Origin of the sequence: Vibrio sp. 1S139, assembly GCF_041439475.1 — a bacterium.
GTDB classification, from domain to species: Bacteria; Pseudomonadota; Gammaproteobacteria; order Enterobacterales; family Vibrionaceae; genus Vibrio; species Vibrio crassostreae_C.
In genome coordinates this window covers 38,523-58,863 of record NZ_JBGOOD010000030.1, presented here as the reverse complement: position 1 = coordinate 58,863, position 20,341 = coordinate 38,523, and the positions used below count along the sequence as shown (strand labels likewise).

The 20,341-nt window shown below is 45.2% G+C and carries 17 protein-coding genes; 8 read left to right on the top strand and 9 right to left on the bottom strand.

The window, feature by feature from the left end; translation table 11 throughout:
* Positions 1-344, top strand: a 344-nt coding sequence (locus ACED46_RS11995) for a transposase (RefSeq protein WP_371721518.1), incomplete at its 5' end; no start/stop codon positions are given.
* Positions 345-476: 132 nt separating this feature from the next.
* On the opposite strand, the gene ACED46_RS11990 is transcribed toward ACED46_RS11995, so the two are convergent.
* Positions 477-1,082, bottom strand: coding sequence for a LuxR/HapR/OpaR family quorum-sensing transcriptional regulator (locus ACED46_RS11990; protein ID WP_019824386.1), 606 nt, complete (start codon positions 1,080-1,082; stop codon positions 477-479).
* 337 nt (positions 1,083-1,419) lie between these two features.
* On the opposite strand from ACED46_RS11990, the gene hpt reads away from it, so the two are divergent.
* Entirely contained in the window at positions 1,420-1,950 is a 531-nt protein-coding gene (gene hpt / locus ACED46_RS11985) for a hypoxanthine phosphoribosyltransferase (RefSeq protein ID WP_017059438.1), read from the top strand.
* 74 nt (positions 1,951-2,024) lie between these two features.
* Here the strand turns inward: hpt and can are convergent, their stop codons facing one another.
* Positions 2,025-2,693, bottom strand: a complete 669-nt coding sequence (gene can, locus ACED46_RS11980; RefSeq protein ID WP_017063246.1) for a carbonate dehydratase — start codon at positions 2,691-2,693, stop codon at positions 2,025-2,027.
* 286 nt (positions 2,694-2,979) lie between these two features.
* On the opposite strand from can, the gene ACED46_RS11975 reads away from it, so the two are divergent.
* The 3 genes from ACED46_RS11975 (at position 2,980) to ACED46_RS11965 (ending at position 6,623) form a co-directional block, all read left to right on the top strand.
* Positions 2,980-4,611 carry a SulP family inorganic anion transporter gene (locus ACED46_RS11975; RefSeq protein WP_371721519.1) on the top strand — a complete coding sequence of 544 codons (1,632 nt, stop codon included), beginning with the start codon at positions 2,980-2,982 and terminating at the stop codon, positions 4,609-4,611.
* 322 nt (positions 4,612-4,933) lie between these two features.
* Positions 4,934-5,851, top strand: a complete 918-nt coding sequence (locus tag ACED46_RS11970) for an ABC transporter ATP-binding protein (RefSeq protein ID WP_371721517.1) — start codon at positions 4,934-4,936, stop codon at positions 5,849-5,851.
* Position 5,852: 1 nt separating this feature from the next.
* A complete protein-coding gene (locus ACED46_RS11965; protein WP_010435987.1) occupies positions 5,853-6,623 on the top strand; it encodes an ABC transporter permease in 771 nt (256 codons plus the stop codon).
* A gap of 85 nt (positions 6,624-6,708) precedes the next feature.
* Here the strand turns inward: ACED46_RS11965 and panC are convergent, their stop codons facing one another.
* The 7 genes from panC to sfsA form a co-directional block, all read right to left on the bottom strand.
* Positions 6,709-7,599 carry a pantoate--beta-alanine ligase gene (gene panC, locus ACED46_RS11960; RefSeq protein WP_017059434.1) on the bottom strand — a complete coding sequence of 297 codons (891 nt, stop codon included), beginning with the start codon at positions 7,597-7,599 and terminating at the stop codon, positions 6,709-6,711.
* A gap of 8 nt (positions 7,600-7,607) precedes the next feature.
* Positions 7,608-8,402, bottom strand: a complete 795-nt coding sequence (gene panB / locus ACED46_RS11955; protein WP_017059433.1) for a 3-methyl-2-oxobutanoate hydroxymethyltransferase — start codon at positions 8,400-8,402, stop codon at positions 7,608-7,610.
* A gap of 22 nt (positions 8,403-8,424) precedes the next feature.
* Positions 8,425-8,910, bottom strand: a complete 486-nt coding sequence (gene folK, locus ACED46_RS11950) for a 2-amino-4-hydroxy-6-hydroxymethyldihydropteridine diphosphokinase (RefSeq protein WP_004735459.1) — start codon at positions 8,908-8,910, stop codon at positions 8,425-8,427.
* Entirely contained in the window at positions 8,907-10,262 is a 1,356-nt protein-coding gene (gene pcnB / locus ACED46_RS11945; RefSeq protein ID WP_371721516.1) for a polynucleotide adenylyltransferase PcnB, read from the bottom strand. The genes folK and pcnB overlap by 4 nt, the downstream gene beginning before the upstream one ends.
* Before the next feature lie 183 nt (positions 10,263-10,445).
* A complete protein-coding gene (gene gluQRS, locus ACED46_RS11940) occupies positions 10,446-11,321 on the bottom strand; it encodes a tRNA glutamyl-Q(34) synthetase GluQRS (protein WP_102428503.1) in 876 nt (291 codons plus the stop codon).
* Between the two features lie 179 nt (positions 11,322-11,500).
* Complete coding sequence (dksA, locus tag ACED46_RS11935; RefSeq protein ID WP_004738189.1) at positions 11,501-11,947, bottom strand: RNA polymerase-binding protein DksA; 447 nt, start codon at positions 11,945-11,947, stop codon at positions 11,501-11,503.
* A 135-nt stretch (positions 11,948-12,082) separates the two neighbouring features.
* Positions 12,083-12,808: a DNA/RNA nuclease SfsA gene (gene sfsA, locus ACED46_RS11930; RefSeq protein ID WP_371721514.1), complete on the bottom strand. Its 726-nt coding sequence runs from the start codon at positions 12,806-12,808 to the stop codon at positions 12,083-12,085.
* Positions 12,809-12,842: 34 nt separating this feature from the next.
* On the opposite strand from sfsA, the gene hrpB reads away from it, so the two are divergent.
* Genes hrpB through ACED46_RS11915 form a run of 3 tightly spaced genes read left to right on the top strand, consistent with a single transcriptional unit; the run spans position 12,843 to position 20,109 of the window.
* Positions 12,843-15,341 carry an ATP-dependent helicase HrpB gene (gene hrpB / locus ACED46_RS11925; RefSeq protein WP_371721513.1) on the top strand — a complete coding sequence of 833 codons (2,499 nt, stop codon included), beginning with the start codon at positions 12,843-12,845 and terminating at the stop codon, positions 15,339-15,341.
* Positions 15,338-17,737, top strand: a complete 2,400-nt coding sequence (gene mrcB / locus ACED46_RS11920; protein WP_102331931.1) for a penicillin-binding protein 1B — start codon at positions 15,338-15,340, stop codon at positions 17,735-17,737. The genes hrpB and mrcB overlap by 4 nt, the downstream gene beginning before the upstream one ends.
* 38 nt (positions 17,738-17,775) lie before the next feature.
* Positions 17,776-20,109 carry a patatin-like phospholipase family protein gene (locus tag ACED46_RS11915; RefSeq protein WP_371721512.1) on the top strand — a complete coding sequence of 778 codons (2,334 nt, stop codon included), beginning with the start codon at positions 17,776-17,778 and terminating at the stop codon, positions 20,107-20,109.
* Positions 20,110-20,341 lie beyond the last annotated feature (232 nt).

Sequence of the window (20,341 nt, the reverse complement as noted above, 5' to 3'; positions counted from 1 at the left end):
GGGTTAACAAAGACATCATGATAAACCATCTAGAGCAGATATCTAAAGTCACAGAAAAAGACCGTCATTCAGTGGTAATAATGGATGGCGCAGGATGGCATACCGATGATATTGCTAACCCATTTGATAATGTCAGTATTATCAAATTGCCGCCATACTCACCAGAGCTTAACCCTATAGAGCAAGTGTGGAGTTGGTTAAGGCAACACTATCTAGCAAACCAAAACTTCATTGATTATAACGATATTGTTTCGAAGGTCTGTAGCGCTTGGAATGGATTTCTTGAGTGCAAAGATCGCGTCACAAAAATGTGTACAAGAGATTGGATTGACCTGATCAGTTAATTTTCCGGATTGGTATCACTCCGAGATGCGAGTACGCTGCGCTCCGGGATACGAAGAGCGAGTGCTAAAAACAAAAAAGGATTGACGCAATACGCCAATCCCTAAGTTTTTTTCGAAGACCGAATTTCAAATCTACTTATAAATGCACAGCATGTTCAAGTAGCTATCCGTTAAGCTTGAAAGCTCTTCTGGCGTTTCTACACGTTTCGCTTGGATGAATAGCGAGTAGCAAATGCCGTGGAATAGATTCGCTAGATGTTTAGGGTCGTGATCGTCACAGACTTCGCCGCGTTCAATCGCTTTGCTAAACATGTTTTGTACTAACATTTGGTTAGTGCGGTTAGTTGTTACGAATAGCGGCCATACTTCATCACGAGTCGAAGCGCTCCATTCGAACCACACGTTTAACCAATGGCTATCTTGAGCCACTAACGTCACCATTTCAGTCGCAATATTATGTAGGTTTTGTTTTGCGTGAATATCCAGATCGATATTGTCTGAAAGGAAGTTAGAGAATTGGCGTACAACGTGATTTAGTACTTCATCAACCAGATCTTCACGGGTTGGGAAGTAGTTAAATACCGTTGCGACAGACACCTGAGCGATGTCTGCAATATCAGCGTGTCCACCACGACCGATGCCGCGGCGAGAGAATACCTCAAGAGCGATTTCCATCAATTGAAGTTTTCTTTTTAAAGGTGAAAGCCTAGTTCTAGGTCTCTTAGATATTGAGTCCATTTTATTTTCCTTGCCAACGAAATTTTTATATTAATGATTTTATTATTATTTAAGCCAAGATGAGTGTAATGGTGCATATGCGAATGGTCAATCCTTTCAGCTTGTTTTATAGACAGTTACATCAAACTTGATACATAAAGCGTGATCCACATTGATGTGAAAGGAGACGAGTATTGGATAAGGCACCAGCGCACATTTCGTGGAGAATCTGACAGTAAATTCGAACCATAAGGTGGTGTGGGTATTTGAGCAGTGCTAGACTTACGCACAAAATTGAGCGACACAACTGACGAAACTGTCAACATTCGTCGCAATCACCAAATAGAATGAGAGCAGTATGAAGCATACAGTTGAAGTCATGATCTCTGAGCAAGAAGTTCAGGATCGAGTGAACGAACTAGGCAAACAGATCACGGAACACTACAACGGTAGTGAAGATCTAGTTTTAGTTGGCTTATTGCGTGGATCTTTTGTCTTTATGGCAGATCTTGCTCGTGCTATCGATTTAACTCACCAAGTTGATTTCATGACCGCGTCTAGCTACGGCAACGGCATGGAAAGCTCACGTGATGTTCGTATTTTGAAAGATCTTGATGATGATATCCAAGGTAAAGACGTTCTACTTGTAGAGGATATTATCGATACAGGTAACACGCTGACTAAAGTAAAAGAGATTCTGAGCCTACGTGGTCCTAAGTCTATCGAAATTTGTACGCTATTAGACAAGCCTTCTCGCCGTGAAGTGACTGTCGATACAAAATGGATTGGTTTTGAGATCCCAGACGAGTTTGTTGTTGGTGTTGGTATCGACTACGCACAAAAATATCGTCACCTACCGTACATCGGTAAGGTAGTACCTCAAGAGTAATCATTACGCTTGTGGTTTAGAAGTCATTAAAAAGCCCGCTTGATGCGGGCTTTTTGTATATATGACGGAATGGGTTAGCTTTGTTGACTAAGAAGAGGCGTCGTTAAGATCTTGTTTAATGCATCTAAGTGACTGTTCTCTAAAGTATCGTTACTTGAGCAACGTACGCCAAGGTCCTGTAGCTTGCCATCGCCAATACCATAAACCACACCATGGATTTCAACGTCTTGGCCACGCTCCCACGCATTTTGCATAATGGTTGAGTTACCTAGGTTATAAACCTGTTCTGCGACGTTAATTTCGCATAACTTGTCACCCCATTGCTCACGAGGAAGCCCCTCGATTTGCTTGCGGTATTTTAGGTAATTGTCACGGATGTGCAGTAACCAGTTGTTGATAAGACCAAGTTTAGGGTTATCAATCGCCGCGTTAACACCGCCACAACCGTAGTGACCACAGACAATAATGTGTTTCACTTTAAGCACATCTACTGCGTACTGAACAACAGATAGACAGTTTAGGTCTGTATGAACCACTTGGTTGGCCACGTTTCGGTGAACAAACAGTTCTCCAGAATATAAGCCAGTCAGGCGCTCGGCTGGAACTCGGCTATCTGAACAACCTATCCATAGAAAACCAGGGCTTTGACCCTCTTCAAGCGTTGTAAAATACTCAGGTCTTTCAGAGCGAATTTCTTCAGACCATTTGGAATTGTTCTCAAAAAGCTGTTTTATTTCTGGCATCTTGCTTCTTACATCCCTCAATTAAGATGCTTAACTATACACAATGTTACAAATTCAATCTCGTAAAAACTGCGTCAAAATGTACTCATCTGACGTGTTCTAGTACGGAAAATCATAAACTTAGCCCACTATCAATAATCCGGTTATAAGACATGAATAATGTGATTGAATTAACACTTTCTGAACACTTGATACATTTGCTAAAGTGATAAGGTTTGTCATTTCATCATCAGGAAGGTGTGTTTTGTTTGGAAGTCGTTTTACGGATATCAATCTCAAAGGGGATATGTTTGGCGGTGTAACTACAGCCATCATCTCGTTACCTTTAGCATTGGCATTTGGTGTTGCTTCTGGCGCGGGAGCTGAAGCTGGCTTGTGGGGCGCCATTATGGTTGGCCTATTTGCAGCATTGTTTGGCGGTTCGAGTAGTTTGATATCTGAACCTACCGGCCCGATGACGGTGATCATGACTGCCGTAATGACGAGTATGGTTGCTAAATATCCTGAAACGGGTATGGCAATTACCTTTACTGTCGTGATGATGGCCGGTGCATTCCAGATATTACTTGGTACGTTAAAGCTAGGAAAATACGTCACTTTGATGCCATATAGCGTGATCTCCGGATTCATGTCGGGCATTGGCGTTATTCTGATTATCTTGCAGCTGTCTCCATTGTTAGGGCATGCCGCTCCATCCGGTGGTGTAATGGGCACGCTCTCTGCTTTACCTGATACGCTAGCAAACTTAAAAGTGAGTGAGCTATTTCTAGGTGCTCTGACACTCGGTATTCTTTTTGGCTTCCCCGCTAAGTATCGTAAGTATGTGCCTGCTCAACTGGTCGCGTTAGTGGCTGTAACGCTCTTGTCCGTCATTATTTTTGATACCGACTCTATTCGCCGTATTGGTGAAATCCCAGCTGGTTTACCTTCCCTCGTTATCCCTACGATCAGCGCTGAACAGTTTACTACTATGGTTATCGATGCCTTGGTGCTTGGTACATTAGGTTGTATTGATACGCTTTTGACCGCGGTTATCGGAGATTCATTGACTCGTAAAGAGCATGACTCAGACAAAGAGCTTCGTGGCCAAGGCATTGCCAATATGATCTCTGGCCTGTTTGGTGCACTACCTGGCGCGGGTGCCACTATGGGGACTGTAACCAATATTCAGGTGGGAGCGCGTTCTCCGCTTTCAGGTGTTATTCGAGCTTTAGTACTTGCGCTCGTGGTATTGGTTGCAGGTGGTTTAACAGAACCGATTCCTATGGCAGTGCTGGCTGGTATCGCGATGTATGTTGGTTTCAATATCCTAGATTGGAGCTTTATCCAGCGCGCGCACAAGGTTAGCTATGCCGGCATGGGCGTGATGTACGGCGTGATGCTATTGACTGTGTTTGTTGACTTGATTATTGCCGTTGGACTGGGTGTGTTTATCTCGAATATTCTGATTATTGAAAGATTGAGCCGAGAGCAAGCCAGACAAGTTAAGGCGATCAGTGATGGTGATGATGAAGACGATATCCCATTGACTGATAGCGAACGTCAGTTACTCGATAGTGCCAATGGTAAGGTGCTATTCTTCTACCTATCAGGGCCGATGATATTCAGCGTTTCAAAGGCGATTTCACGTCAGCACTCAAGTATCTCTGACTATGAAGCGATGATTCTAGACCTGACAGATGTACCTATGATTGATGTCACTGTTGGCCTAGCGCTAGAGAATGCGATTAAAGATGCATTGGATGCGCAGTGTGAGGTGTATCTGCTGTGTCCTAATGAGAATACTCGTCAACAACTAGAGAAGTTCCACGTGATTGACCTAGTACCTGAATCCAACACTTATCGATTCAGATATGAAGCCCTGACGGCAGCAACAAGCTATGTCGACAGAGATGAGCATCAATTTGAGTCAGTTTAATTTTTCAGTAATAAGCTGATATGAATAAGCCATAGACGCTCACTTCAAGACTGATCATTAATGCCGTTAAGTGAATCACTTAGCGGCATTTTTATATTTATTGAACGTTGATTTAGTCTTCACCTAGCCAAGACGCTTATTTGTTTTCGAAAGAAACTCTCACACGATATTTGTATTAATCGTCAATCAACGATAAACTTGTTTGCAAAATGGCCGAGTTAACAAGTTTGGGTTAGTTTTCTGCTAGCTCGTTTTAAGCATTACTCTCTTCCTCAAGCTCGGTCGTCTACATCTTATCTATAGCAAATGGCAGTCTATCTCTATGTATGCATTAGAAATTGAGCAATTAAGAAAAACTTATGCTGGGGGCTTCGAGGCTCTTAAGGGCGTTAGTTTACAAGTAGAAAAAGGCGACTTTTACGCACTACTTGGTCCCAATGGTGCGGGTAAATCAACCACCATTGGTGTTATCTCTTCACTGGTAAATAAAACGTCAGGCAAGGTTAAAGTGTTCGGCTACGACATTGATACCGATCTGGAATTGGCGAAGCAGAACTTAGGCCTTGTGCCTCAAGAGTTTAACTTTAACCCGTTTGAAACCGTTGAACAGATCGTGCTGCAACAAGCGGGTTATTACGGCGTGCCAAAAGCATTAGCGAAAGAGCGAGCGAAAAAGTACCTATCTCAACTCGATCTGTGGGAAAAGCATGGCGAACGCGCGCGTAACTTGTCTGGTGGTATGAAGCGTCGTTTGATGATCGCGCGTGCATTGATGCATGAACCTCATTTGTTGATCCTTGATGAACCGACAGCAGGCGTTGATATTGAACTACGTCGTTCAATGTGGGAATTCCTAAAAGAGATCAATGAGAAGCAGGGCATTACCATTATCTTGACCACGCACTACCTAGAAGAAGCAGAAATGCTGTGTCGCAACATTGGTATCATCAATCGCGGTGAGCTGATTGAGAACACAACAATGAAAGCGCTGTTGGGCAAATTGAGTGCTGAGACCTTTATTCTGGATCTGGAAGAGGGCACGACTGAACCTAAGCTTGAAGGCGTGAATAGCCAAGTGATGGTCAATGGCTCGCTAGAAATCGAAATCGACAAGAACCTAGGTTTGAATACCATCTTTGCTCAATTGAGCGAGCAACAGGTTAAAGTCCTCTCTATGCGTAACAAAGCAAACCGTCTAGAAGAGCTATTTGTGAGTATCGTCCGTGAGGGGAGTAAATAATATGTACAGCCTATATTGGACCGCTTTCTGCAGTTTGTTGACCAAAGAGATCAATCGCTTTACTCGTATCTGGGTGCAGACTCTGGTGCCGCCAGCGATTACCATGACGCTTTACTTCATCATCTTCGGTAACCTGATTGGTGCGCGTATTGGTGAAATGAACGGCTTTAGCTACATGGAATACATTGTTCCCGGTCTGATCATGATGTCGGTGATCACCAACTCATATTCCAACGTTGCTTCATCGTTCTTTAGTGCCAAGTTCCAGAAGAACATTGAAGAGCTGCTTGTAGCGCCTGTTCCTAACTACGTGATTATCGCCGGCTTCGTAATGGGTGGTGTGGTTCGTGGCTTGTTAGTGGGTACCATAGTAACCTTCGTGTCGTTGTTCTTTGTCGACTTACAAGTTGACCATTGGGGCGTGATCATTGCGACGGTATTTTTAACGTCGGTAGTATTCGCTTTGGGTGGCTTGATTAACGCGGTATTCGCACGCACGTTTGATGATATCTCTATTATCCCAACCTTTATCTTAACGCCGCTGACGTACCTTGGTGGTGTGTTCTACTCGATCAGTCTATTGCCTGAATTCTGGCAAGGTGTATCGAAGTTGAACCCTATCGTGTACATGGTTAACGCGTTCAGATATGGCTTCTTGGGTGTGTCTGATGTGGGGATCGTGACGTCGTTTGGCGTACTAGGTGTGTTTATCGTGCTGTTGTATGGCATTGCACACTACCTAGTGACAAAGGGTATTGGCTTACGTAGCTAACCTTTGGTTCATCTAAGTAACAGGTAAAGAAAAAGGTCGATATAACATCGACCTTTTTTTGTTTTGCGTTAAGAGCAGAAGCCGACTATTCAGTCGTTTCTTCTTTCACTTCTTCTTTGGTTTCCGTTACCAAATCGAGAACTTGGTTATCGATAAGACGCGTCTTACCTAGGAAAGCCGACATTAGAATCACTGCTTGAGTTGATTCTGAAGTGATCGCTTGCAGAGTTTTAGCATCACAAATGAAGATTTCGTCAGGTTGAAGATCTGCAGCGCGTAGCTGGTCAGTAGCATCTTCAATCACTGATGCGTAATCATCGCGACCACCACGAATAGCGCTGCTGATCCAGCGCATAGTACGCGCTAAAACGGGCGCTCGTTGGCGCTCGTCAATCGTTAGGTTGCTATTGCGAGAGCTCATTGCCAAACCATCCATTTCACGAACGGTCGCAACGCCGACAACTTCAATGTCTAATGCTAAATCAGTGGTCATCTGGCGAATAACAGCAAGTTGCTGAAAGTCTTTCTCGCCGAAGCATGCAAAGTCTGGCTGAACGATATTAAACAGTTTAGTGACAATGGTTGATACACCACGGAAGTGACCTGGACGAGAGGCACCTTCAAGCATGTGAGATATGCCAGGGACCTCAACAAACGTCTGCTTGTCTAATCCATCTGGGTACATCACCTCTGGCGTTGGTGTAAATACTAGCTCAACCCCTTCACCTGTTAGTTTGCTTAAATCTGCTTCTAACGTTCGAGGGTAGTTGTTTAGGTCGTCTGCACGGTCAAACTGCATTGGGTTTACAAAGATGCTTACCACAACGATGTCGGCCAGTTCACGAGCTTTCTTTACCAGAGTCAGGTGGCCTTCATGCAGGTTTCCCATTGTCGGTACAAAAGCAACCGTACGTCCATCACGCTTAAACTGTTTAATCTGCTCACGAAGAGCCGCTATTTCAGCAAAAGTTTGCATACTTACTCCTAAGCGATTGTATGAGCTTCATCAGGGAAGCGCGCGCTCTCTACTTCTTCTTTGTATAGAGCTACTGCCTTACGCATATCACCTGTTTCTGCTAGGAAGTTCTTAGAGAACTTCGGCATGTAGTTCGCAGAAATACCGAACATGTCATGCATAACCAAGATCTGACCATCGGTAACATTACCTGCGCCGATACCGATAACCGGTACGTCACAAGCTTCTGTAATTCGTTTTGCCAATGAAGCTGGCACACATTCAAGTAGAACGATTTGAGCGCCTGCGTTTTGCAGTGCTAACGCGTCAGCAACCATTTTGTCGGCTTGCTCGTCGTCACGACCTTGAATCTTGTAACCACCAAAAATGTTCACAGACTGGGGCGTCAAGCCTAAGTGTGCACATACTGGTACTGCACGTTCTGTTAGCATCTTCACAGTATCAACCAACCAGCTTCCGCCTTCGATTTTTACCATGTTCGCACCAGCACGCATCAAAGTCGCTGCGCTCTCACAAGCTTGTTCTGGCGTCGCGTAGCTCATGAAAGGCATGTCAGCCATAAGAAGACAATTTGGGCTACCAGCACGCACTGAGCGAGTATGGTAAGCAATGTCTTCAACGGTTACTGGTAATGTATCGTTATGGCCTTGTAAAACCATACCCAGTGAATCACCGACAAGCAGAACTGGCATTTCTTGGCTTTCGAATAATTGAGCAAAGCTCGCATCATAAGCTGTCGAAGTCGCAAATTTACGGCCTTCACGTTTGCATTTGATCAGGTCGTTAATGGTTACTTTTTTCATTGGTTTTCCTTAATGCGCTTGGCTATTGTTGCCAAACATTGAGCCCGTTCTTATCTACTATTTTCAGTAGTTCTGTCAGCTCAGTCCCATCAGGGAGTTGTAAACTTGGTGCGATTTCAGCAAGCGGGTAGAGTACAAACTCTCGTTCTTTCATTCCATAATGAGGAACGATTAAGCGCTCTGAATCGATCACCTCATTGCCGTATAGCACAATGTCGAGATCCAAGGTTCTTGGTCCCCAACGTTCGTCTTTACGGACGCGCCCTTGCTCTAGTTCGATCTTTTGAGTGCAATCAAGCAGTTCAATTGGCGTTAATTCGGTTTGGATAGCGACTACCGCGTTGATGTAGTCTGGTTGATTTTGCGGTCCCATTGGAGTGCTACTATATAGCTGAGAGGTCGCAATAAACGTTGATCGCGGTAGGCTTTTTAGCGTTTCGATAGCCAAATTTGCTTGGCTAACTGGGTCGGCAAGGTTGCTGCCGACCGCAATGTAAGCAGTTATCATTCTGATTGCTTACTCTTTTTGTTTCGGTAAGTCTTACGGCGACGATGGCCTGACTTTGATGGTGCTGCAACGTCGTTAGCCATTGCTTGACGCATGTTACGACCTGCAGTCTGATAACGCTCCCACCATTTTGCTAACTCTTTGGTTTCGCCACCTTCAATCTCACCACGCATTTCTAGGAAATCGTAGCCTGCACGGAATTTGTTTAATTCCATTAGACGAACAGCGCGTTTACCGTTGCGACGAGGCAGTCGAAGTTGCAGTTGCCAAACTTCGCGAATGGTTGCTGTGTGACGACGAGGAATCGCAATATACTTTACTTGCTGATCTAGAATGATGTTACTCGCTTCCATGATCGCATCGTAGTGTGCCATACCCTGTTCAGCGACAAGTTTGTCTGCCAGCTTGTTCATTGGGTACCAAAGCATCGCTGCGAACATGAATGCTGGGTTTACTCGCTTACCATCTTCGATGCGAAGGTCGGTTGAATCGAGAACCAAATCAAGCATCTGCTCTGTGTGTGAGTCGTAATCTTCGGTGAAGTGCTCCGCTACCGTTGGGAACATCTGTTGGAATAGATTGTACTCGCGCATCAAGTGGTAGGTTTCTAAACCGTGACCTGATTGCAGTAATTTCAGAGACTCTTCGTAAAGGCGCGCTGCTGGGATATCTCTTAGAAGGTGAGCTAACTCTTCAATCGGGTCAGCCGTGTCTTCTTCGATGTCGAAATCCAGTTTAGCGGCGAAGCGCATTGCACGTAGCATACGTACTGGGTCTTCGCGGTAACGCGTTTCTGGATCGCCAATCAGGCGGATCAGTTTATCTTCTAAATCTTCTACACCACCCGCGTAATCGTGGATGCTGTAGTCTGCAATGTTGTAGTACATCGCGTTGATTGTGAAATCACGACGCTCTGCATCTTCATCAACACTGCCGTACACGTTATCGCGAAGTAGCATGCCTTCTTTCGATTGTGCAGAAACGTTCTTCGATGGTTCTTGGTGGTGACCACGGAAAGTTGCCACTTCAATGATGTCGCGACCAAACATGATATGTGCCAAGCGGAAACGGCGACCGATAAGACGACAGTTTCTGAAGAGGTGTTTGATTTGCTCTGGCGTTGCGTTGGTCGCAATATCAAAATCTTTTGGCTGAGAGCCTAATAAGATATCGCGCACACCACCACCGACTAGAAATGCGTCAAAACCCGCACCATTCAGGCGATATAGCACTTTTAGTGCGTTGTCGCTGATCTGCTTGCGTGAAATATTGTGCTCTTGACGAGTATAAATATTCAGAGCTAATTCGTGGAATCCGCGTTGTTCGCTTGGGGTATTGTCGTTTGTATTCATTAGTTTAGAACAAAGTAGGTATCGCCAACTTTGTTTTTCTCTTAGTCCAAAGTGGTAGTGCAGAGTTTAATTGCGGCTAATAATAGCTTAGCGCGAGCCATTTGAGAACATCGTCTGCTTAACCACAGTGGTTGGTTATGGCATTTTTATGTGTCGTTTTTGCTATTTGCCGTGAGTTTCGAGCTAATTACAGTGCTCTTTTTGTAAACTATCAGGTAACTGACTGACGTTCCATTGTTGGCAGCCCCACAATAAAATCTCATCCATTGAAGCCTCACAAAGAGCCGTCGGGATATCAAAACCTAAGAATCGCATCGCGTTGAGTAACGTTGGTTTTGGGTTGTCGAGATCTATCGCGGTGGCATGGTTCTGTTTTGACAGTTTATTCCCCAAGCCATCGGTTGCCAATGGTAAGTGCAAGTAGCTCACTGTTTTTTGCTTGAGCGTCTTATACAAACTGATTTGTCGACCTGTTGGTTCTATCAGGTCTGCGCCTCTTACGACTTCTGTTACTCCTTGGTCGATGTCATCAAGAACAACGGCCAAGTTATAGGCAAACAATCCATCTCTGCGTTTAATAATAAAATCTTCTTCAGCTAGTGCTTTAGGGATTTGAATGGTGCCGTGGCGAACATCATCAAAGGACTCCACTGGAAAGTCCATGCACAAGCGCACCGCCTGTTCACCTGAATCGATTAGGCCTACATCTCGACAGTGACCATTGTAAAAGCCGCCCAAAGCCTTTATCTGCTTGCGGGTGCATTGGCAGTAGTAGGCTTGATTGTCAGCAACCCATTGATCGATTTGAGCTTGATACAAGTCATGACGTTGGCTTTGATAGACGACTTCACCATCCCAAAATAGATGGTAAGCCTCAAGCGTCTTAAGAATGAGGTCTGCAGCGCCGGCCATTTCTCTTGGTGGGTCGAGGTCTTCCATACGAACTAACCATTTTCCTTGGTTAGATTTCGCTTGAAAGTAGCTACCAAGAGCAGCAACAAGTGAGCCAAAATGAAGAGGACCTGACGGTGATGGTGCAAAGCGCCCGATATAATTCATGAGTGAACAACCTAATCTAAATGGTACCGCAGTAGCCGATTCTTAAGACGTTTGACAAGAGCTTTAATGCCTAGAACTAAGGCTTAAAGCTGCTATTTACTATCAAGCGTGTGAAATACTTCGCTTGGATAACAAACAAAAAAGGGAGCCAAGGCTCCCTTTCTTTACATCTGCAAGAATTAACCTTGCATCTGTTTTTCTTTGATCTCTGCAAGTGTTTTACAGTCAATACAAAGATCAGCAGTTGGACGAGCTTCAAGGCGACGAATGCCAATCTCGATACCGCAAGAATCACAGAAGCCGAAATCGTCTTCTTCGATCTTGTCTAATGTCTTCTCAATTTTTTTGATAAGACGACGCTCACGGTCACGGTTACGTAACTCTAAGCTGAATTCTTCTTCTTGAGAAGCACGGTCAACTGGGTCTGGGAAATTCGCTGCTTCGTCCTGCATGTGGTGCACAGTACGATCAACTTCTTCCCTGAGCTGGTTGCGCCAAGCTGCTAAAATTTTTGTAAAATGTTCCGTTTGCTCAGGTGACATGTACTCTTCACCTGGCTTCTCTTGGTACGGTTCAACACCTGCGATGGCTAGGATGCCTAGCGCTTTTTTCTTAGATTCTGGCATACAGCATCTCCTATTTACACCTAGTCAACTGCAAAGCAGCTAATTTTAAGGCGGGTATCTATAGCAGAAAGAACGAATGGTGGCAAATACTCTTATTCAAACTTGCAATCAATGTGATTAGTTCAGCATCTTTGCTTAGCTATTGATAAATTCAATAGCTTGTTTTAGTTGTATTTGAGTACTGCTGAGCTCTGCTTTATAGCAAAGCACTTCAACTCCAGCGTCTTGTGCTTGTTTTAGTAATAACGAATATTTGGCGTCTATATGGTGTGCCGCAGACACTTTTTCAATACCTGAATGTAAAACAGTGAATAAAAGTACGGCTCTATTTCCAGATTCGACCATTTCTGTGAGTTCACGCAGATGTTTTTGGCCTCTGGTTGTGACCGCATCAGGGAAAAAACCTTGCCCTTTAGTTGACGTTTCTTGCTCGTCGAGCAAAGTGACGCTTTTCACTTCGATATAGCAAGGCGGCTTTTCGTTATCTTCAAGCAGAATATCAATGCGACTATTCTCACTGCCATATTTCACTTCGGTTCGTAACGCGTTATAACCTAAGAGTTCAACTATAGTCCCATTTTCAATTGCTTCCACTGCTAGCTGGTTTGCCCGCGCAGTATTTACACAAATACGATGACCTTTGTCTGTTTCTGAGATCTCCCAGCTGTTTGGGTACTTTCTCTTTGCATTATCGGAGGTTGAGTACCACACCGTATTGCCAGGAGTCGCACATCCTGTCATCGCTCCAGTGTTAGCGCAGTGGATAGTGCGCTCGCTACCGTCTGGAAGTTGGATGTCAGTGAGAAAGCGTTTATAGCGTTTAATAAGAGTCGCGGGCTCTAATGGAGGATTGAAGTGCATATTACTTATTTAGACAGGTAGGTTTTTATGTACAATGTTGCCAACATTACACCACAAGGTTCTCCCATTGCCACAACTGCCCATAGAAGCTGTGATGCCAGATCTGCTCGCTGGCGTAGAAACACACACTCAACTTATTCTAAAGGCCGCTCCCGGTGCGGGTAAGTCAACATTCTTCCCTTTACAGTTAGTTAAGACCAACGCCGTTCAAGGCAAAATCATCATGCTTGAACCGAGGCGTTTGGCTGCAAGGAATATTGCTACTTACTTAGCGAGCCAATTGGGAGAAAAGGTGGGAGAGAGCATTGGCTTTAGAGTTCGTGGTGAATCTAAAAGCAGCAGTGCGACTCGCTTAGAGATTGTTACTGAAGGGATCATGACAAGAATGATCCAAACCGACCCTGAATTAACTGGGGTTGATATGGTGATCTTTGATGAATTTCACGAGCGCAGTATTCACGCCGATACCGCATTGGCGTTTAGCTTAGAGATCCAAGAGGCGTTGCGTGACGATCTGAAAGTGGTAGTGATGTCGGCAACTTTAGATCAACAAGCTCTGCAAACTTTGCTGCCGAATGCCAAATACGTTGAATCACAAGGTCGCACCTTTCCGGTCGATTTCAGTTATCAGCCTCTTAACGCAAATGAATGTCTAGCCCCTAAAATGGCTAACGTGATTCGCTCTCTGATGGAGAAAGAGTCAGGCTCACTTCTGGCCTTTTTGCCGGGCGTTTCTGCGATTAAGCAGGTGGAATCTCAACTAGAACAATTCGCCAATGATATCGATGTGTGTCCTCTGTATGGGCAACTCAGCTTTTCTCAACAGCAGAAAGCGATCGCGCCATCAGAGAAAGGGCGTCGAAAGGTGGTGTTAGCGACCAATATTGCTGAGACTTCTTTGACGATTGAAGGTATTCGATTGGTGGTTGATTCTGGGCTTGAACGTGTGGCGAAGTTCGATCTGAAAACCGGTATTACTAAGCTTGAGCAAGTGAAAATCTCGCAATCTTCAGCTGAACAACGAGCGGGCCGTGCGGGACGAATTGAAGAGGGCTTGTGCGTTCGTTTGTACAGCGAAACGCAGCTGATGCAGCAACCAGCTATACCAGAACCTGAAATTCTTCATTCTGATTTGTCTTCGCTGGTGTCTGAATTGACGCAATGGGGCGCTGCGAGTGCTGATGAACTGCAATGGTTAGACGTTCCACCCAAAGCTTCTATCGGGCAAGCCAAGCAACTCTTACAGACTCTTGAATTGTTAGACGATAATGGTCAATTTACGGCATTAGGAAAACAGGTCCAACGTTTAGGTCTAGAGCCTCGTATTGCCAGCATGTTGGTTAAAGCGCAGCAAGGTAGTCCTGCTCTGTTGAATGTCGCGATTGTTGCTGCTGCTTTGCTGGAAGAGCCGGAGCGCAATGTGACGGATATTCAACACTCTTTGCATCGACTTAAGCAAAGAAAACATTCCAAAAATAGCGTTGTGATGCAGCGAGCGAAAAGTCTCGCGAGTAAACTCAATCATCACTTAGATTTGTCACAAGCTGACGAATCATTGCTACCATTAGTGCTTTGTTTTGCCTTCCCAGACCGGATTGCACAAGTGAGAAGCGCGACCAGCAGTGCTTTCCTTTTGGCGAATGGCCACGGTGCTGAGGTTCGTGATGATGATCCACTGGCGAACAATAACTATATCGTAGTGATTGATTTGATGCGCAGCACAGGGCGAGCCAGTCAGATTTTCTTAGCCACCGCGGTTGATATCGCACAGTTAGAAGCTGAATTTCCAAAACTGTTTGTGCGTTCCGATTACGCCGATTGGGATGAGAAACGTGGCCGTTTAGTTGCTGAGCAGCGTGTATCTCTGGGCAAGTTGATTATCAGCACCAAAGCTTTACCTGATCCCGATGCGAATCAGGCGAGCCAAGCGCTGCTCAATTATGTCGCTCGATGTGGGTTGGATCGCTTAAATTGGACAGCTTCGGCTAAGCAGTTGGTTGAGCGTGTACGCTGTGCAGAGCTTTGGATGCCTGAGCATGATTGGCCAGCGATGGACGATGCGAGTTTGATTGAACACCTTGATGAGTGGCTATCTCCCTATCTGAATGGCATTAAGTCGGCAAAAGGACTGTCTAGTGTTTCGATTGAGCAAGCATTGTCGGCTTATCTTGGTTGGCCTTTGAATCAAGAAATCGACCAATGGTTGCCAACGCACTATCTGATGCCAACAGGCAGCAAGAAGGCCATTCGTTATCAATATCAATCTGAACCAGTGATCTCAGTGCGAATGCAGGAAGTCTTTGGCGAACAAGACTCGCCATTGATCGCGCAAGGGCGTAAAAAAGTAGTGCTTGAGCTCCTTTCTCCAGCACAGCGACCACTACAAATTACTCAAGATTTAGCTGGCTTTTGGGCTGGCGCGTACAAAGAAGTACAAAAAGAGATGAAGGGCCGTTACCCAAAACATCCTTGGCCGGATGACCCTGCTAACCATGTAGCAACCACTAAAACCAAACGACAGTTGAATCGATGATGACCAAAATGTTAACGCCAAAAAAGGCACCACCTAAAAAAGCGCCAGCAAAGAAGTCACCAGCGACCAAAGCCAAGCCAAGAAAACCAAGAGCGGCTGCGAAAAAGACCAAACCTAAGGCTAAGAAATCTGGCAAAAGAGGTTGGTTGAAGATCCTATGGGGCATTTCTTGGAAAGCGGGCTTAGCGCTTGCGGCATTGCTGTTGTTCGTCGGTATTTATCTTGATTCTGTGGTCAAACAGCGCTTTGAAGGTCAGCTGTTTGATTTGCCAACCGTGGTTTATGCGCGAGTGCTAGACCTGTCTCCGGGAACTCCGGTGAGTTTGGTTCAGGTTAAGAATGAGCTCGATGTACTTAATTACCGTAAGGTGAACGCGCCTCGTCACCCAGGCGAATACTCTTCTTCTTCGACCAAGATTGAAATGATTCGTCGTCCGTTCGAGTTTGTTGATGGACCGGAAGCGGATCGTCATGTGATGCTGCACTTCAATGGTAACGAATTAACTCGCATTCAGTCGCTGGAGAAGAAAGGCGACATGGGCTACCTGCGTGTTGAACCGAAAATGCTTGGCATGCTTGAGAAAAGTAACGATGAGCAGCGCCTGTTCTTAAAACGCAATCAGTTCCCAGAAGTGATGGTTGATGCCTTACTGGCAACCGAAGACCGAAACTTCTATCAACACGATGGTGTGTCGCCACTGGCCATCGCTCGTGCAATGGTCGTTAACGTCAAAGCTGGGCGAACGGTACAAGGTGGTAGTACGCTGACACAACAGTTGGCAAAAAACCTGTTCCTGTCCAGTGAACGTACATTGTGGCGTAAGGTTCGTGAAGCCTACATTGCACTTATCTTAGACCATCGTTACAGCAAAGACCGTATCCTAGAGGCTTACTTAAATGAGGTTTATCTTGGACAGAATGGTGGGCAAGCGATTCATGGCTTCGGTTTAGCGTCTCGTTTGTATTTTGGTCAACCTATTCAAGAGCTGCGCATCGATCAGCTAGCACTGCTGGTGGGTATGGTGAAAGGACCGTCGTATTACAATCCGGTTCGCTATCCTGAGCGTGCTAAGACTCGACGCGATCTGGTTCTTCGCTTATTGATGCAACAAGACATCTTAACTCCGCGACAATACGAAGAGGCGGCGAGTCGTGATTTGGATATTCAAGACAACCCACGCATTGCTAGCCGTCAGCCCGCTTATTTCCAACAAGTAAACATTGAGCTTAAGAAGTATGTCGGCGATCGATTTGAGGCGAAAAAAGGGATTCGAGTCTTTACCTCTCTGGATCCGGTATCTCAAGACAAGTTAGAGAAGTCGATTGCTCGTAAGGTGCCTGATTTATCGAAAACCGCAGGTAATAAGCTGGAAGCAGCAGCTATTGCCGTGGATAGAAATACCGGTGAAATCCGGGCGATGGTCGGTGGTAAGCGTACTGGCTACGATGGCTTTAACCGTGCCTTGAACGCGAGTCGCCCAATTGGTTCTTTGGTCAAGCCTGCAATTTACTTAACCGCACTAGAGCAGCCTCAGAAGTACACGTTGGCGACAACATTGAAAGACACGCCACTGAGCTTGAAAGGCAGTAAAGGTAGCGTGTGGAGCCCGAGAAACTTCGATCGTAAGTTCCGTGGCGATGTGCCTTTGTATGTGGCGCTTTCTAAGTCTTACAACGTACCTACTGTTCGTTTAGGCATGCAATTAGGCATTGATAGTGTCTCGGATACGATTGGAAAACTGGGGGTCGATAAAAATGAGATTCGCCCAGTGCCGTCGATGTTTTTGGGTTCGTTCTCACTGACTCCGTTCCAAGTTGCGCAGATGTATCAAACCATTACCAATTCTGGGCGTATAGCACCTTTGTCTGCGCTTCGCTCAGTTGTTGATAACGATGGCGAGGTTCTGTATCAGTCGATCCCTCGTGTATCACAAAGCGTTGACCAGCAAGCTGCTTGGTTGACAACGTATGCGATGAAACGTGGTGTGTCTGAAGGTACGGGGCGTTTCCTACAAGGTCAGTTTGCATGGGCAGGATTAGCCGGTAAAACGGGCACCAGTAATGACAGCCGAGACAGTTGGTTCGTGGGTGTTGATGGTCGCGAAGTCACTACCATCTGGCTAGGGCGCGATGATAATAAGCCGACTAAACTCACGGGCTCTAGTGGTGCGCTACGTGTTTATGCCGATTATCTGAAACATCGAACTCCAGAGCAGTTACTGTTGCCTTGGCCGAATGGCATTACGACGGCAAGTTTTACTCGAACTTCTCAAGGGGCTTTAGAGTTTGACTGTGACGGTACGGTTAAACTGCCGGTTTGGGATGAGAATGGAAACATTAAAAAGGGTTGTGAAAGTCAACCAAAACAGTGGCTAAAAAAGCTTTTTCAGTGGTAAAGTCGTAAAAGAAAAGAATGACAAGGATAGTTTAAAGAATGATTTCTCGTTGGATGGTGAGCGGCTTAGGCATTGTCGGTACTGTGATCAGTTTTCAGCTGTTTGCATCTACTGTGACACCGGTCGAACAATCTCAGCAAGCTGGACAAGCTCATAAAAGACCAACCGTTGCTGTTGTGCTTGCTGGTGGAGGAGCCAAAGGAGCGGCTCACATTGGTGTACTTAAAGCGCTAGAAGAGATGCAAATTCCGGTCGATTACATTACTGGTACCAGCATGGGTTCTTACGTTGGTGGGCTTTATGCGACAGGGATGAGTGCTGATGAGATTGAAAGTTTTATTTATACGGTTGATTGGAATCGCGGCTATCGTGATCGCGTTAACCGTAGTGATCGCCGAGTGCGTGACAAAGAATATGAAGACCGTTACCAACTGAACACCGATCTCGGTTTAGGTTGGGGCGAAATCAAAGCTAGGAAAGGTGTGGTTCAAGGTCAGAATATGTTGCGTATTCTGCGTGAGACCACAGGTAACCTATCTCCACTCGACTCTTTTGACCATCTTGCTATTCCCTACCGTTCAGTCGCAACCGACATTATTGAGCTTGAAGAAGTGGTCATCGACCATGGTCACCTTGTTGATGCGATGATGGCCAGTATGTCAGTTCCCGGCGCGCTTCCCCCTTATGAATTAGATGGCCGAATGCTGGTTGATGGTGGTGTCACCAATAATATGCCAGTCGACGTTGCCAGAGCGATGGGCGCGGACATTGTCATTGCGGTGGATATCAGTACCAATTACAAAGGCAAAGAAGATTTCACGAATTTTCTAGCGGCAGCTGATCAACTCTCTAATTATCTGGTCCAACGCAGCACTCAAGAGCAAGCTGAAACACTGACGGATGATGATGTTTTCCTACGTCCTGATGTTGGGCAAATGGAGACGACTGACTTTGATAAAATGCCATCGGCTTTCCTCGCGGGCTATGAAGCCGCTAAGCAGCATACTGATGAACTTTCTAAGCTATCGCTCTCAAATGCCGATTATCAGCATTATATCGAGGACAAACAAAAAGCACGCAGACAGCTGAAACATGGCGATAAGACTGTCGTCGATAGGGTTGTCATCAACAACAACACCCACTATTCAGATAAGTTGATCGAAAACCGCTTAAATCTCGATTCTGGTGAGGTTTTGAAAACCAGTGAAATCGAATCTAAAGTGAAAGATCTCTATGCACTGGATAGATTTGAATTGGTCACTTATGAGTTTGATAATGTTGATGGTGAAGATCAACTTCAGGTCGATGTGAACGAAAAGTCTTGGGGCCCAAACTACCTCAACTTTCGATTCTTTCTTGAAGATGATTTCTCTACTACCAGTCAGTACTCGATCGGTGTCTCAGCCAACTTTACCGATATTAATAAGCATGGTGCAGAGCTAAGAACCAATATCGAGATGGGAACGGACAAGCGAATTGAAGCGGAACTATACTCGCCATTCTTTTCGAGTCAAAAGCTGTTTACTTCGGCATCGGTTGTTTACAGCAAAGAGAACAGAAACCTACCCGCAGATATTGATGATATTGAAGAACCGACACTGGACGTAACGAAAGATTATCTCCCTATGACGTATAGTGAATATGTCGGTGAATTGGCATTAGGCTATCAACCAACCTTGTGGCAGGAGCTGACATTTGGTGTTCGTTATACAGATGGGGATGTTGAGGTTTCTTCGTTACCTTCATTGGGCAGTGGTGGCTACAAGCGTATTGGTGGCTTCATGGGTTACCGACTGGATACTTTGGATAATTTCAGCTTACCGACCAAGGGTTACTTTGTCGATTTAGAGTACCTCGTTTCTCATGATGATTTTGATAATGACAGCTCTCTTGGTGAATCGGATTTAACGTCTGAGAGTGATACGGTTTATGAGTTTTCGGCCAATTTCATGGCAGCAAAGAGTATTGAGAAGCATACTTTAGTCGCAAAGCTGGATTACGGTATTGTAGAGAGCAAAAATTCGATTTTCCCTATTGATCCCAAAGAGCTTGGTGGCTTCTTAAACCTGTCAGGTATTCCAAGGAATAGTATGATTGGTCAGAACTTGGCTTACACCAGCCTTATTTATCGTTATAAGTGGTTTGAAAATGACTTCGGCCTTTTTAAATCACCATTCTACGTGGGCGCATCCATTGAGCATGGTGGTGTTTGGTCGAACAATGATTTGAGTATTGATGAAGCGCCAATGTACACCGCGGGTTCTGTTTTCGCGGGTGTTGATTCTCCAATCGGGCCGATCATTTTAGCTTATGGCCGAACCGAAGATAATTTCGATTCGGTGTATCTGATTGTAGGTACGTCCTACAAATAATCATGCGCAGAGTCGCCATTTAAGTGCGTAATTAGGCAAAAATAGTGGGACTTTCGTCTTAACTTGCTATGTTGGTCAAAATGATAAGATTTTAATTTAACGTTAAATTTGCTATTCTACCGCCCACAGTTTGGCCTCTATGACGCCGCTCATCAATACAAATTGAATGACAAAAATGGCAATGGAGAGCCAAGTTTCCAAGGATGTTCACTTCTTTATTTTACTAACAATT